At 33.7% G+C, this 15,271-nt stretch carries 12 protein-coding genes; 9 read left to right on the forward strand and 3 right to left on the reverse strand.

The window, feature by feature from the left end:
* Positions 1-2: 2 nt before the first annotated feature.
* Both LQ677_RS09645 and LQ677_RS09650 read right to left on the reverse strand, forming a co-directional pair.
* Positions 3-1,391, reverse strand: a complete 1,389-nt coding sequence (locus LQ677_RS09645) for a DHA2 family efflux MFS transporter permease subunit (RefSeq protein WP_239748748.1) — start codon at positions 1,389-1,391, stop codon at positions 3-5.
* 193 nt (positions 1,392-1,584) lie between these two features.
* Positions 1,585-2,043, reverse strand: a complete 459-nt coding sequence (locus tag LQ677_RS09650) for a MarR family transcriptional regulator (protein ID WP_206166597.1) — start codon at positions 2,041-2,043, stop codon at positions 1,585-1,587.
* A 274-nt stretch (positions 2,044-2,317) separates the two neighbouring features.
* Here LQ677_RS09650 and LQ677_RS09655 point away from each other — a divergent pair, with 274 nt between their 5' ends.
* The 7 genes from LQ677_RS09655 (at position 2,318) to LQ677_RS09685 (ending at position 10,844) form a co-directional block, all read left to right on the forward strand.
* Positions 2,318-3,880: an IucA/IucC family protein gene (locus LQ677_RS09655; RefSeq protein WP_239748749.1), complete on the forward strand. Its 1,563-nt coding sequence runs from the start codon at positions 2,318-2,320 to the stop codon at positions 3,878-3,880.
* 1 nt (position 3,881) lies between these two features.
* Positions 3,882-5,567, forward strand: coding sequence for an IucA/IucC family protein (locus tag LQ677_RS09660; protein WP_239748750.1), 1,686 nt, complete (start codon positions 3,882-3,884; stop codon positions 5,565-5,567).
* Positions 5,551-6,717: an MFS transporter gene (locus LQ677_RS09665; RefSeq protein WP_239748751.1), complete on the forward strand. Its 1,167-nt coding sequence runs from the start codon at positions 5,551-5,553 to the stop codon at positions 6,715-6,717. The genes LQ677_RS09660 and LQ677_RS09665 overlap by 17 nt, the downstream gene beginning before the upstream one ends.
* Entirely contained in the window at positions 6,704-7,828 is a 1,125-nt protein-coding gene (locus LQ677_RS09670; RefSeq protein WP_239705585.1) for an alanine racemase, read from the forward strand. The genes LQ677_RS09665 and LQ677_RS09670 overlap by 14 nt, the downstream gene beginning before the upstream one ends.
* A gap of 118 nt (positions 7,829-7,946) precedes the next feature.
* Positions 7,947-8,876: an ABC transporter substrate-binding protein gene (locus LQ677_RS09675; protein WP_196308210.1), complete on the forward strand. Its 930-nt coding sequence runs from the start codon at positions 7,947-7,949 to the stop codon at positions 8,874-8,876.
* Positions 8,866-9,864 carry a FecCD family ABC transporter permease gene (locus tag LQ677_RS09680; protein ID WP_204188257.1) on the forward strand — a complete coding sequence of 333 codons (999 nt, stop codon included), beginning with the start codon at positions 8,866-8,868 and terminating at the stop codon, positions 9,862-9,864. Before LQ677_RS09675 ends, LQ677_RS09680 begins: the two co-directional genes overlap by 11 nt.
* Complete coding sequence (locus tag LQ677_RS09685; protein WP_239748752.1) at positions 9,861-10,844, forward strand: FecCD family ABC transporter permease; 984 nt, start codon at positions 9,861-9,863, stop codon at positions 10,842-10,844. The genes LQ677_RS09680 and LQ677_RS09685 overlap by 4 nt, the downstream gene beginning before the upstream one ends.
* Before the next feature lie 645 nt (positions 10,845-11,489).
* Here the strand turns inward: LQ677_RS09685 and LQ677_RS09690 are convergent.
* Entirely contained in the window at positions 11,490-12,026 is a 537-nt protein-coding gene (locus LQ677_RS09690; RefSeq protein ID WP_239748753.1) for a putative immunity protein, read from the reverse strand.
* Positions 12,027-12,145: 119 nt separating this feature from the next.
* Here LQ677_RS09690 and LQ677_RS09695 point away from each other — a divergent pair, with 119 nt between their 5' ends.
* Together LQ677_RS09695 and LQ677_RS09700 are read left to right on the forward strand one after the other, a co-directional pair.
* Entirely contained in the window at positions 12,146-13,657 is a 1,512-nt protein-coding gene (locus tag LQ677_RS09695) for an AbgT family transporter (RefSeq protein WP_239748754.1), read from the forward strand.
* Between the two features lie 12 nt (positions 13,658-13,669).
* Entirely contained in the window at positions 13,670-14,950 is a 1,281-nt protein-coding gene (locus tag LQ677_RS09700; protein ID WP_204258668.1) for an amidohydrolase, read from the forward strand.
* The last annotated feature ends 321 nt before the right edge of the window (positions 14,951-15,271 follow it).

Genomic DNA, 15,271 nt, shown 5'->3' on the forward strand with positions numbered 1-15,271 from the left:
TTTTATGCTTTCACACTTTTAGAAGGAATCATCGCCCAACATATAAGCAATAATATAAATACAATTGCTGGAACTAGAAATCCAATGTGAAATGCCATTATATGATTATGGATAGATATTGTTGCGACGACTGTTGCAATCAATGCGGAACCAAAGCTGGACCCAATATTTTCTACAATATTAATCGTAATACCTGCTTGTGGTAATTGTTCGACTTTTAAATCTGCATAAGTATTTGTTGTAAATGGTAGAAGTATCCCACCAACACTTATTCCTCGTAATAAAAGCAGCATACTTAATATGATGATTGATGTGTTGCCGTCTACAAATACAAATGGTATTGAAGCAACAATCGATAATATTAAACTTACCAATATCACTTTTTTAGCACCATACTGATCTGTTAATTTACCTATCAAAGGTCTCGCCAATAACATACCTATTCCTTGAGGCATTAATGCAATAGCCGATTCAATCGTATTAAAACCTTTAAAATTTTGAAAGAATAGCGGGAAAATAATCATCGGTCCCATAATCGCTAAATTGGCTAGAAATAAGCCGCTACTTGAAGCTGCATAGTTACGATTTTTAAACAAATTAGTTGGTAATACAGTTTGATAATCTTTAATTCGATTGTATATCAAATAAATCACGATAAGTATGATACTCGCCGACAGCACGAGCACAGTTTCAATATTTGTAAACGAAGCTGTTTCAGTAGCATGTGTAATGCCGTAAATTAACGTAATACTGATTAAAGATAAATTAATTATGCCAAACCAATCTAGTTTCTTACCTTTATTAAAAGGTTCATATGACGGTAATCGTTTAATCATAACTGGTGTGATAATAATCATGACAATGATGTTCAAATAAAATATCCATTGCCAAGAGACATAATGAATAATAAAGCCACCAACTACTGGACCTAATATAGGACCAAGTATCATAGGAATACTTACAATAGCCATAACTCTACCAATCTTATCTTGGCCGGTTGTCTTAACAAGCAGTGTAGCCATAAGCGTTGAAATGATACCTGCACTAAATCCTTGAACGAGTCTAAATAGAATAAACCAAAAGATATTTGGACTTAATCCTGTTAATACTGAAATGATTCCAAACGTAACGACAGCACTAATATATACTCGCTTACCATCAAAATGGTCCATTAACCAACCAGAAAACGGCACAGCAACTGCCATAGCAAGAATATATCCCGTAACACCCCATTGAATAAAATTAAGGGATGTATCAAAGTATTTCGTTAAATCATTAATCGCAATATTGATCATTGTTGAATCGAGCATGGGCATAATAGCACCTAAAGCAATGGCCCATGCCGCTATCATTGTGCTTTTAGGAATGCGTTCTAATTGTTGAGAAGACATAAATTAACTCCTTTATATTTTGTTTCCACAGAAACATTATAAGAGCGTTTTGTTTCCTAGTCAACAAAAAATAATATTAGAAGGGGAATTTTGTTAGAGACAGAATCCCGAATAATGTCCCTTAGAAATGCCACTATCCCTTAAATCCAAAAAAGCTGAGACATGGATGTCTCAGCTTTTATCTACATTCTATTCACGCTTTTTCTTTCTCAATGACTTGATCTAAGTAGTCACTATATTTATCAAAAAATCGATTCAATGTTTCAAATTCTTCTTCTGTTATGTCATCAAAGAATGGTTTGTCTCTTTCTAAAAATTGATCATGTAATGCTAAATGACTATTATATATTCGGTTTCCTTCTGCTGTTAACTCAAAGTATATTTCTTTTTTATTGTCATCTTTTTGATATACCGTAATCGCATTTTTCTTAATGAGTTTTTTCGTTAATTTACTTATTGCGCCTCGTGTCATAAATAAGTCATCTGATATTTTTTTAACATTTGGATTTTCTATATTATGGATAGCTTCTATACAATGAACTTCTGAGGACGTATATCCAGATAAAGCTTTTTCCATTTTAGGTTTATTTAGCCAGACTATTCTATTTTGTACATGACCCATTTTTTGCATTAAAGATTTTACTTTATTCATCGCTAAATCCCCTTATATTCAATCTCATATATGATATTTCACTATACACATACTTTTCTTCATAGTAACAGAAATTATAAAAAATCAGTAGCTCATTCAATTGTCTTTATCACATTCTAATCTTTTTAGACTAACTAAAGTATAAAAATAATAATTTTATATAATTTATCGTGATTTTTTATTATTATGTTCTATCATTGACAAACTATTCAAACCTCCTATAATTGAGAATGATTCTCACTATATAAATTATTTGAAAAGGAAGTTGATCTTTTTGGAAATCGTATATAACGAACAGATACAAGAAATACGTCAATATTTTCAAGATTTTTCTGAAGAAGAAATAACTACTTTATACGAGAAAGCATACCGTGAAATCACGCGACGTATTGATCAATTATCAAATTTTGAAGATATTGATCAAGATGTCATTTATGATGATGAACGCTTAGTACACGAAATTCAAGACTCTATTCGTAATCTCACTTTGAGCTATATTCAATTCGAACGTGATCATCAACAATATGGTCACCGTTATCAAAATATTTTTGAGTTTATTGAACAAGAGAATATATCGGATGTCTTTTTTGAACAAAGTGTTACTGAGGGACATCCTTTTCATCCCATGACTAAGACGAAATTAGGATTCTCTGTAGATGATGTTATTAAGTTTTCACCAGAATTCAGACAAACGGTGAATGTCATTCCTCTATTGTGCAATAAAGATTTTATAGATGAAATCAATATCTATCAATCACCTGCATTAGAGACTTTTAAAAAGAAAATTAATACATATTGTAAAGAACATGGCATTAAATTTGAAAACTATGCATTACTGTTTATTCATGAATGGCAATTGAAACATTTTCTGTTACCACAGTTTGAAACATGTTTCGAACAACAGTTCATGATTCCGTTATACGATTTAGCAGTTGAAAGTAATCCATTATTATCATTTAGAACTTTAGAAGCACAAGAATTAAATTGCATTGTTAAGACTGCTGTCAATGCACAAGCGACAAGCGCAGTAAGAAATGTGTCCCCCGCTTCTATACGTAACGGTATTATTCTCAGTGATGTTGTGGAACGCATTTATCGTTCAAATGGTTATGATAATAGCTATATTCAAAAAGATTTAGCAGGCAGTTATTTAAACATCAATCAAGCACACGCTAATAAATGTAGCTTTATGTTAAGAAGCCGTATACCTGAACAGAAAGGTGCTCACCAATTAGTATGCGGCAGTCTGATTACTGATAGCTTTGTTTCAAGAAAACCTATACTCATTGAATGTATTGAAACAATTATGCAAACACAAGATATGTCATTTGATTCTGCAACTCAATTATTCTTAACAGAGTATACACATAATTTATTAGAAGCTACTTATAGATTATTGCTTGAAGAAGGTATTAGTTTAGAAGCACATATGCAAAATAGCACTGTCATTATTAAAGATGGCATGCCTATTTCTATTTATATAAGAGACTTTGGTGGCGTGAGATTATATGAAAGAAATATAGATATCGATGATTCAACAGGTTTGATTACTGACTCATTTGAAGATTTGTTATCTGTATTCTCTCATGCAGTGTTATACAATCATCTGTTTCAGCTTATACAAGTGTTGGCTACTTATGGCTATGACAGCACAAAAGGTTATCAAATCATTCGAAATATGATAGCCGATCATCACGTTCATAGTGCACCAGACATCAATATTTTAGAACAACCAACCTTTAACATTAAATCACTGTTAAAAATGAGAATCTTCGCTGAAGGTTACGATTATCAATATACAAATATCAATAACCCGTTATATATGGAGGCCAAATAAAATGAGTTGGACTAAAGAGGTATATCAACATACAGATAAATACGAACATCACTATATAGAGCAATGTATTCAAGACAGCATTCATACAACATTTAAGAAATTATTAACATGCTTATATGAAGAAGTCACACCTCCTATACATCATGTAGAATCTATTAAAACAATCACTACTTTATATATTACCGATTCTATATTTATCACATATGATAAAGCGAACCATCGCGTACAAATTACAGATGATATAACAACTCGCTTTGTTCAAGATCCACTTGAATTAATAGATTGGCTTAATCATTTTAGCGATGAACATCACGATTACCACAAATTGCGTGTTGAAATTGAAAATCATCTCATCAACCAAGCCATTAGCTTTATTCACTGTTCTTATACATCTAAAAGTGACCACCCATTATTACATAGTGAGCAATATGTGATTACAGGACATAACATTCATCCATGCGCTAAGACAAAGTTAGGATTGTCTTTCAAAGAAGTGATGCAATATTCACCTGAATATAATCATGCATTCAAATTAAACTGGTTATTCGTGAAAAAAGGCTTTCTATATAATAATTTAGAAGCTTCTGAGATAAAAATTTTAGCAGACTTTAGTGGTTATTTAGGAGAAATTCCTGAAGATTATGATTTGATACCTGTTCATCCGTTTCAATTCGAACATGTCATACCACAAGTTTATGCAGAAGAGATTCAATCTCAAAATATTATACCGCTTCAACATACTGGTGGTCTCGTAAAAAGTACATCATCATTTAGAACTGTTTGTCCTTTAGATACGATTACACCGATTATCAAACTGCCCGTCAATTCACAAATGACGTCAACAATACGTTCTATTAGTAACAACAGTATTATCAATTCTAAAAATATCGGTGAATATTTCAAATATATTTATAAGACTGACGACCGTCTTAATGAAATCAGCTTACCTGTATTAGAATATGGCGGAATGACTTACATTCATGACGAAGTAGATAAACAACGTAATTTATCATTCATATTGCGAGAAAATAATACGCAATATATACCTGCTCATGCATCACTATATACAGCGACATGTTTGTTTGAGTTAAATGAACATCACCAAAAAATTTACGTCGATATGATTGAAACAGCTCGAGCAACAGCAACGCCGATTGCTTGGTTTGACCAATATGTTTCATTACTCGTTGAAACCGTGTTAACACTTATGACGAAATACGGTGTCGGCTTAGAAGCACATCTACAAAATATGTCATTTGAATTTATGAATGGTATGCCTACACGACTGCACGTACGTGACTTTGGCGGATTACGAATTGATGCTTCTCGCGTACCTGACTGGTTAGAACTTAGCAACGCTTTAACTAATGCAACGACTGAAGGTATGTATGAAAAAGTACAAAACACATTAATGAGTAATCACCTCAATACACTTGTGAATCATTTTAGCGAAGATTATGCATATGATCCAAACATGCTATGGCTACGTATTAACCGTACATTTAAAGCCGTATTTGAAGATTTACTATCACAAGACATAGAACATACAGAAGCAGATATTAAAGCCTTTTATAAAGAGACTATAAACGAGAAAGCGTTATTAACGATGCGCGTATCTAATAAAGATCAAGATATTTATATCCAAAAAGCCAACCCACTTCTCATTAATGATGAAGTTAAAGTTTAATCCTTATCATCGTTTTGTCAGTTCTCAGTTTATAGCTCGAACAATCGATTGGGTAGATATCATCGCATTAAATTGGATAACGTTACAAATGACTGGTAGTGCTGTTTACATTGCATATATTAATTTTGCGCGGTTAATGCCACAGTTAGCATTTGCTTTTATAATCGGAAAAATTATCGATACAGTCAGCTCTACCAAACTCATGTACATCATCCATTGTGCGAATATGTTATTCACAGTATGTGTCGTCTATGCTTTTTGGCAAAAATGGAATATCTACCTCATCCTTTCAATTATTATGGTGCGTTCATTTTTCCAAGCAATCGATACAATTCAAAGAAATGCACTTATACAAAGTTTTGTAACACCAGACAAGCTACATAAAGCAATCAGTTTAAATGCTTTAATTTTAAATATAGCTAGATTAACTGGTCCATTTATAGGTGGGATATTATTAGCTCAACTGAATTCTAATATCGTATTATCCCTACCTATTATTGGGAGTTTGATGGTTATGTTATTCAACCAAACTTTGCCAGAGGTCCATCACGAGAAGAAGTCACGTCATAAAATATGGTCGTACTTAAGACAACAACCTGTTATTGTCATGCTCATGTTGTCTAGTGTCTTATCGATGCTTTTTGGATTTTCGTATACGATTATTCTACCAAGCATTGTAGATGAACAATTTGGCAGCCGTACGATGATTTATTCACTCTTTACTGCGATGATTGCAGCTGGTTCTATTATGATTTTAGTCATATTTATGCGCACTAAAAATATGAACACGATGAAAAGTTTGAAACGATGGGCAATGATATTTACGTTAACCATCATATTATTAATGTTTATTCATGATACATATTTATATGCAGCTGTCTTATTAATAATGGGATTGGCATCACAAGCGTTTAGAACGACCAATCGAATACTTGTTCAACAGCTTGTTGAAGCTAAATATAGAGGGTCTGTATTATCCATTTCAATGATGGACAAAGGTTTCATTCCACTTGGTGGTATATTACTAAGCTTTATCTTTGAACAGTTCAATTTACAAATTGTATATATAACAATGGTTGTTGGACTGCTCATCATGGTCATCTGTGTCATGTTTATGATAAATAAGGAGAATCAATATGGAAAGAATTAAAGAAGTGTTAACAGACAGTAATCACGATTATTATATATATGATTTAACCGAACTAAAACAGCGCATCAATTGGATTAGATCTGTCACGAAACACGATATTTTCTATGCAGTGAAAGCCAACTCTAATATAAAAATTTTAGAAACACTCGCACCTTTTGTTTCTGGATTTGAAGTTGCTTCTACTGGAGAAATTGAAAAGGTTCGATCTATTTCAAAAGAAATTCCAATCATTTACGGCGGACCTGTAAAGACGAAACAACATTTAGAATATGCTTTAGATGAACAAGTGAAATCTATTCAAGTAGAGAGCCTCTTTGAGTTAGATGCATTGCAAGCATTGCTTCAAGACAAACAACAAACAATCGAAGTGATGATTCGCATTAATTTAAGTAACATTCAATCAACAGCTAAATTAAAAATGGCTGGTGTCGCGACACAATTTGGTATGCCCTACAACGATCTAGATGAAGCCATTCAAATCTGTCACGACACAGAAGAAATTACTTTAACAGGTTTCCACTTTCATGCTATGAGCAATAATTTAGATGAGGATGCGCATGTCACATTCATAGAAAGTGCCCTTAAATTTACGCAACAATATCAATCACATTTACCGGAAGACTATGCGATTAATGTTGGTGGCGGTATAGGGATCGACTACGATGATCAAACATGTTTTGATTTTGATTATTTTGCAACACGTATCCATCACCTACCACGCTTAACTTTTGAACTTGGTCGTTTTATTACAGGTCCAATAGGTTATTATGCCGCTCATGTTTACGATATTAAATCTATGCATGATCAAACATTCGTCTTATTAAACGGTGGCACAAATCATTTTAGATTTCCAAAAGCGTGGCAACATCATCAACCTTTTGAAGTCATTCATTCGCATTCAACATCTAACAGAATAAAGTCCATTAATAATGATACGGTCGTATTAGCCGGAAAATTATGTACACCTAATGATGTATTTGGTCTCCCCTATGATATTGAAAGCATACAAACGGGTGACTGGGTCGTCTTTAAATATGCCGGAAGTTACGGATATGACATTAGCCATTTACAATTTTTATCTCATGAACTGCCAGTTATTGAGTATATTTAAATATATTTTATTTAAACTGAAAGTATATTCCAAAAATATATTGACAAAAAAAGGTAATATTTTATAATTGAAAATGAAAATCATTATCATAATTCAACTTGAGAAAGAGGTTAAAGAAATGAGAAAGCTTTTATCAGTTATAGTAGTACTTGTTGTAATGCTTGCAGCTTGTGGTAATAAACAAGAGGCATCTTCAAACAAAGATACACATGAAGTGAAACATGCCATGGGAACGACTAAAGTACCTAACAATCCTAAACGCGTTGTTGTATTAACTAATGAAGGTACAGAAGCACTCGTTTCAATGGGCGTTAAACCTGTTGGTGCTGCTAATTCATATGCTGGCGATCCATGGTATAAGCATTTAGAGAAGAAATATAAAGACATTGAACCTGTTGGTGGAGAAAGTGAAATCAACTTAGAAAAAATTGCGAAACTTAAACCAGATTTAATTATCGGTAATAAATTCAGACAAGAAGCACAATACAAGAAACTTTCTGAAATCGCACCTACTGTATTCTCTAAAGAACTACGTGGCGACTGGAAAAACAACTTTAAATTATACGCGAAAGCTGTAAATAAAGAAGATAAAGGAAATGAAGTCTTAAAGAATTACGATAATCATGTTAAAAAAGCAAAAGAAGAAATTGGAGATAAAGCAAACTCAGAAGTATCAATGGTTCGCTTTATGCCAGGTGATGTAAGAATTTATCATAAAGATACATTCTCAGGTGTTATCTTAGACGAACTTGGTATTAAACGTCCTAAAGGTCAAGATAAGAACGACTTTGCGGAAAGAGGTCTTACAAAAGAACGTATTGAAGCAATGGACGGAGATTACATCTTCTACTTTACTTTCCAAGAAGATGATAAGAAAGTTTCAGCATTAGAAAAAGAATGGGTAAATGATCCTGCCTTTAAAGAATTAAATGCTTCTAAAAAAGGTCATGTTTATAAAGTAGATGATGCTGTTTGGAACACTTCAGGTGGTGTATTATCTGCCAATATGATGATTGATGATTTAAAGGAAAAATTAAATGAAAAATAAATATCTTTGGTTATTTCTCCTATTTTCAGGTATGTTTATCGTACTATTCATATTAAGTATGATGCTTGGCTATAAACATTTTACCTTTTCAGATATATGGCAACATTATATCCATGGAGAAACAATTAAAGAGCAACGTGTACTGACACAATTAAGACTACCTCGCGCAATATTGGGCGGGGTTGTCGGTGTTTTAATGGGTATTAGTGGTGTAATGATCCAAACCATTACACGAAACCCTTTCGCAAGTCCTGGCATTATGGGAGTTAATAGTGGTGCTAGTTTAATGGTTGTAATTACGACTGTTGCGTTTGGGATGAACGGTGCATTTCAACAAACCATTATGGCTTTTATCGGTACCATCATCATTGCAACTTTAATTATATTAGCCACAACATTACCATTTAAGCCATTTAATGCGATGGAATTAACTTTATTTGGAGCAAGTATTAGTGCTTTTTGTATGGCTATCACTCAAGGTCTACTGATCTATAACGAATCAGCTATAGAAGAATTAATATATTGGTTAAATGGTTCGGTAGCGAATAAACATATTAATATTTTAATGTACATATGGCCATTTATTATCGTTGGTTTAATCATATCTATTTACATGGCCAAGCCGCTTAATCTTTATATGCTAAGTGATGACGCATTAAAAGGACTCGGTGCTAAAATATTATCCATTAAAGTATTCACGATGATCGCTGTTGTTCTATTAAGTGGATCTGCCGTTGCATTAGCTGGTCCCATCGCCTTTATAGGACTGATTACACCTCATGTTGCGAAATTGTTATGTAAATCTCATAACCATTTTATCGTCATACCTTTATCAGGTGTTCTAGGTGGTTGTCTTCTATTATTAAGCGACATTTTAAGCAGATATTTATTAATGCCGAGAGAATTGCCAGTCGGTATTACAACAGCTCTTATTGGTGCACCAATATTCATTTATTTAATTCTTAATCGTAAGGAGTTAACAGAATGAAGAAATTTATCATACTTATTATCATGCTCATGTTAACGACTTTACTCACACTCATGCTAGGTGACAGCTTTATCGCACCTCAAAATGTACTAAGTGGCTTATTTAAACTTGGTGATCCTTATACAAACTTAGTCATTAATACATTAAGACTGCCGAGAGTCTTATTAGCAATTGTAACGGGTGCAGCACTTGGCATTGCAGGTTGTGTCTTACAATTTATTACGAAGAATCCACTAGCATCGCCAGATGTTATTGGTATATCACAAGGTGCTAATGTGGGTTCATTAATATTTCTTATTGTGTTAACAACAAGTACCGAAGCTTTATTATTACCAATTGCTTATCAGCCAATCTTTTCAATGTTTGGCGCAATAATTATTACGGCATTATTATATTATTTAGCAATGCGAAAAAGTTACAAACGAGATCGTCTCATATTAATTGGTATAAGCTTTAATATACTTTGCCAAGCAATTGTGATGTTCCTAATATTAACTTCAAGTAAACGCAGTGCTCAAGCTCAAATTTGGATTACAGGATCTGTTCATCAAGCAGAATATCAGCAAGTCATGATTGTAGGAAGCATCTTGCTTATCGTTATGTTTGTTCTGACATATTATGCACGATCATTTGATATTCATTACTTAGGTAGAAATTTATCACTAGCTTTAGGTAATCCTTATCAACACATATCTGTCATTGCATTAATATCAATGAGTATCTTAATCGGTATATCTATGAGTTATGTAGGTGGCATACAATTTGTTGGGTTAATCGCACCACACATCGCCCTTAAACTCGGTGCACATCAATTTAGAAACCGAATATTTTATAGTGCTATAATCGGCGCCATCATACTATTATTAAGTGATTTAATCGGTAGAACACTCTTCTTACCAAAAGAAATCCCAGCAGGAATCTTTACCGCACTCATCGGCTCACCATTCTTTATGTATTTATTAATCAAGAGTAGGAAATGATATATTAATAACACAAAAAGGACTAGAAAATTTTCTAGTCCTTTTTGTTATCTATCTTGATATGACGATTCGTTGTCTCTTGGCTTTATTCAGTACTTAAGCCACGACTTTCGCAATCTCTTGGCTTTATTCATCACTTAAGCCATGACTTCGACTATCTCTTGGCTTTAATCAGCACTTAAGCCACGACTTGGGCGATCTCTTGGCTTTACTTAGGACTTAAGCCATGACTTGGGCGATCTCTTGGCTTTACTCAGTACTTAAGCCATGACTTTTGCGATCTCTTGGCTTTATTCTGGACTTAAGCCATGACTTTTGCGATCTCTTGGCTTTACTCATCACTTAAGCCACGACTTTTGCGATCTCTTGGCTTTACTCATCACTTAAGCCATGACTTCGGCGATATCTTGGCTTTACTCATCACTTAAGCCACGACTTTTACGATCTCTTGGCTTTATTCATCACTTAAGCCATGACTTTTGCGATCTCTTGGCTTTACTCATCACTTAAGCCACGACTTGGGCGATCTCTTGGCTTTACTCAGCACTTAAGCCACGACTTGGACGATCTCTTGGCTTTATTCATCACTTAAGCCATGACTTCGACTATCTCTTGGCTTTACTAAACCCTCAACTCAATCAATACTCATCTTGCCATAATATCTTTCGCTATATGGATTTGTTTATTTCTTTCCTCAGTCACTAACTTTAAATCATTGTTAGATATTATATTCATCACTTTAACAGCATAATCTGATGATACAATTGCATGTCCTCTCATATGTCCTGTTGCGATTGCTTGTGCGTATACACGTGCTGCATATTTACTTTGTTCTGTTAGTGATCTTTGTGATAATTTATTCGCCAAAAATCCAGCTTGTCTAAGTTCATAAGCACTAATTTGCCCTTCTTTTCTAAGTTGTAATTTGTGTTCTGTTTCTGAAATAATTGTCTGTTTGTCTTCTTCATTACCTATATCTATATCATCAATAAATCTTTTCGCATTTGTAATCGCCCACTCGACAAGTTCTTTCTGTGTCAGTTCTTCTAACAATGTCTCTAAAGTTATTCGTTTCTCAATATCATCTTGAATTTTCACTTTATATTTAGAAGGTATTTCAACTTTATGTGCTTTCTTAAGATCTCTTTCATGTTCATTCCATGCATACTCCTCTAGATCCATAAAATGTCCTCCTTGGTATGACGATTGTTTAAGCTATCAAAAAAATTTTGATAAATTGTCTAAATATTTGGAACTTTTATTCTTTGTAATGATATAATCACCTGAAGGGGTGATGTAATATGACAACAAAAGAGCAAAAGTCTAATAGATTTTTAGACGGAATTGAAACAATCGGTAACAAATTGCCACATCCATTTTTTATATTTTTATACTTAGCTATTTTCGTTATGGTATTATCATTTATTTTTAGTTTGTTTGATGCAACGGTTAAACCTCCTGGTGCGGATAAAGCACTGGATGTAAAAAATTTATTTTCAAATGAAGGTATTGAATACATTTTCACTAACCTTATCACGAATTTCACTGGATTTGCACCTTTAGGTCTCGTTATATCCATGATGATCGGTGTTGGCTTGGCAGAAAAAGTTGGCTTTTTAGAATACATTATTCAAAAAACCATTGTCAATGCGCCACCAGCTTTAATTACATATGCAGTCGTGTTTATTGGGATTATGGGTAATATTGCTTCTGATGCTGCAACGATTTTAATTCCTCCATTAGCAGCTATGGTATTCTATAAATTAGGGAGACATCCGGTAGCTGGTTTAACTGCAGGGTTCGCTGCGGCTGGTGCAGGATTTACAGCTAACTTATTAGTTGTAGATACAGATGCCTTACTTGCTGGTATCAGTACTGAGTCTGCAAAGATTATTGATCCTGATATGGTCGTATCTCCAGTAGCAAACTGGTATTTTAATATTATTTCTACAGTATTATTAACCTTTGTAGGTGCACAAGTGACGACTAAAATTATAGAACCACGTTTAGGTGAATATAATGGACATATTGAAGATTTAGATGAACATGAAGACTCACCTACTGCCAAAAAAGCTTTCATTTACGCTTTAATAGCAGCTGCAATTTATATACTTATATTTGTTGTTGGTTTATTAATACCAAACAGTCCTTTATTAGGTGAAAAAGGCGACATACTTGAATCTCCATTTTTAGCAGGAATTGTACCTGTCATACTAGGTTTCTTCCTTGTTGTCGGCACAACATTTGGTATTGTTGACCAAAAGATTAAAAGCACACACGATGTAGGTAAATTTATGACACAAGCTGTTAATGACATGTCAGGCTATATTGTACTCATATTTGCTGCATCACAATTCATCAGTTTCTTCCAATGGTCTAATATGGCTACTTGGATTGCTGTAAATGGTGCTGATTTCTTGAAAAGTATTCATTTAACAGGATTACCGCTCATCTTGTTATACATTATATTCACAGCATGTCTCAACTTATTAATCACATCCGGTTCAGCTAAGTGGGCGTTAGAAGCACCCGTTTTTGTACCGATGTTTATGCAACTTGGTATTCATCCAGGTTTTACTCAAGCAGCTTATCGTGTAGCTGATTCATCATTTAACATTGTTACACCTTTGAATCCTTATTTTGTCGTCATTATAGCTTTCTTAAATAAGTACGATAAAAAGGCTGGTATAGGTACACTTATTTCATTAATGATACCTTATACGGTTGCATTTATTATTACTTGGATTATTTTATTAACGATTTTCTATTTAACAGGATTACCTTTAGGTCCTGGTGTAACAAGACATTTGTAAGGAGTGACATTCATGAATTTTGACGAAGATTTTAAACAAAAGTTAATCAAACTTAGACGTAATTTACATGCTTTTCCTGAAGTAGGATTTTTAGAAATTCGAACTGCAAATATCGTTAAGAACTATCTAAAATCTTTTGGATATGACATTCAAAGTGGTCAAGAAGTAATGAATAAGGATTATTTAATGGGTTATCCGACTGAAGATGAATTTAATTCACATATTGAAAAATTAAATCAACTCGACGAAGAACTTCCACATTTTAGAGATGGATATACAGGAATCGTTGCAACATTAGATACTCAAGTTCCTGGTCCAACTTTTGCATTAAGGTTTGATATGGACGCTTTACCAATTACAGAAAATGAGGATAGCGATCATTATCCTCAAGCAAATGGATTTTTATCTACGAACAAAGGCTTTATGCATGCTTGTGGACATGATGTTCATACAACTATCGGTATTGGTCTTGCAGAACTTTTAAAAGAACATGAATCTGAACTAAAAGGAAAAATAAAACTCATTTTTCAACCTGCAGAAGAAGGTGTTCGAGGTGCTAGATCTATGGTCGAACAAGGTGTCGTAGATGATGTAGACTACTTTGTTGGCGCACATATCGGATTAAATGCTAAATCCAATGAAATCATCACATCCGTAAAAGGTTTCTTAGCTTCTACTAAATTAGATGTTCAAATAAATGGTGTTTCAAGTCATGCAGGCGCGCAACCTCAAGACGGTCGCAATGCCTTACTCGCTGCAGCAACATTTGTTCAACAAGTATATGCAATCGAACGTCATGAAAAAGGCGCATCTCGTGTAAATGTCGGTACACTTCAAGCAGGTAGTGGCAGAAATGTTATTGCAGATGAAGCATTTCTTCAAATGGAAGTAAGAGGAGAAAATAATGACGTGAATCAATTTATGATGAAACGTGTAGAAGAAATTAAGGCTGGCGTTGAAGCAATGTTTGGTGTCACAATTACAATGACAAAAGTCGGTGAAGCCATTAGTATTAAGCCATCTGAAGATATGGAACAAACAGTTTATCAATTATTAAAAGATAAGTTGCCATCATTAAATATTATTCAAGAAGAATCTACACCTAGTGGAAGCGAAGATGCTACTTATTTTATAGACAGAGTGATGAGCCGTAACAAAGATGCAATCTATATGAATATCGGAAGCAATCATGATTATAACCACCACCATCCTAAATTTGATGTCGTAGAAAGTGATATATTTAATGGAATTAATGTATTGTACGAAATCGTGAAACACTATCAAAGTAAATAAAGATAGAACACCGAAAAAGCATGGCCATTATGGACTGGCCATGCTTTTTTGTCGTTTGTAAGATGGAGAAATTAATTGTATATTGGGTTTATATGAGAGGAAGGCATGACTTGCGTGATCTCTTGGCTTTACTCAGTACTTAAGCCATGACTTGTGAGTTTACTGAGTCTTTAACTCACATCTTTGGCAATCTCGTGTGTTTATTGAGACATTAACTCACATCTTTTTCTATCTCGTGTGTTTATTGAGACATTAACTCACATCTTTTTCTATCTCGTGTGTTTATTGAGACATTAACTCACATCTTTTTCTATCTCGTGT

Origin of the sequence: Mammaliicoccus sp. Q-M61 (assembly GCF_022386055.1) — a bacterium.
Lineage (GTDB): Bacteria > Bacillota > Bacilli > Staphylococcales > Staphylococcaceae > Mammaliicoccus > Mammaliicoccus sciuri_A.

Coding starts and splice junctions, on each gene's coding strand:
- LQ677_RS09645 (WP_239748748.1), bottom strand. CDS start 1,391: ATGTCTTCTCAACAATTAGAACGCATTCCTAAAAGCACAATGATAGCG.
- LQ677_RS09650 (WP_206166597.1), bottom strand. CDS start 2,043: ATGAATAAAGTAAAATCTTTAATGCAAAAAATGGGTCATGTACAAAAT.
- LQ677_RS09660 (WP_239748750.1), top strand. CDS start 3,882: ATGAGTTGGACTAAAGAGGTATATCAACATACAGATAAATACGAACAT.
- LQ677_RS09665 (WP_239748751.1), top strand. CDS start 5,551: ATGAAGTTAAAGTTTAATCCTTATCATCGTTTTGTCAGTTCTCAGTTT.
- LQ677_RS09670 (WP_239705585.1), top strand. CDS start 6,704: ATGGAAAGAATTAAAGAAGTGTTAACAGACAGTAATCACGATTATTAT.
- LQ677_RS09675 (WP_196308210.1), top strand. CDS start 7,947: ATGAGAAAGCTTTTATCAGTTATAGTAGTACTTGTTGTAATGCTTGCA.
- LQ677_RS09680 (WP_204188257.1), top strand. CDS start 8,866: ATGAAAAATAAATATCTTTGGTTATTTCTCCTATTTTCAGGTATGTTT.
- LQ677_RS09685 (WP_239748752.1), top strand. CDS start 9,861: ATGAAGAAATTTATCATACTTATTATCATGCTCATGTTAACGACTTTA.
- LQ677_RS09690 (WP_239748753.1), bottom strand. CDS start 12,026: ATGGATCTAGAGGAGTATGCATGGAATGAACATGAAAGAGATCTTAAG.
- LQ677_RS09695 (WP_239748754.1), top strand. CDS start 12,146: ATGACAACAAAAGAGCAAAAGTCTAATAGATTTTTAGACGGAATTGAA.
- LQ677_RS09700 (WP_204258668.1), top strand. CDS start 13,670: ATGAATTTTGACGAAGATTTTAAACAAAAGTTAATCAAACTTAGACGT.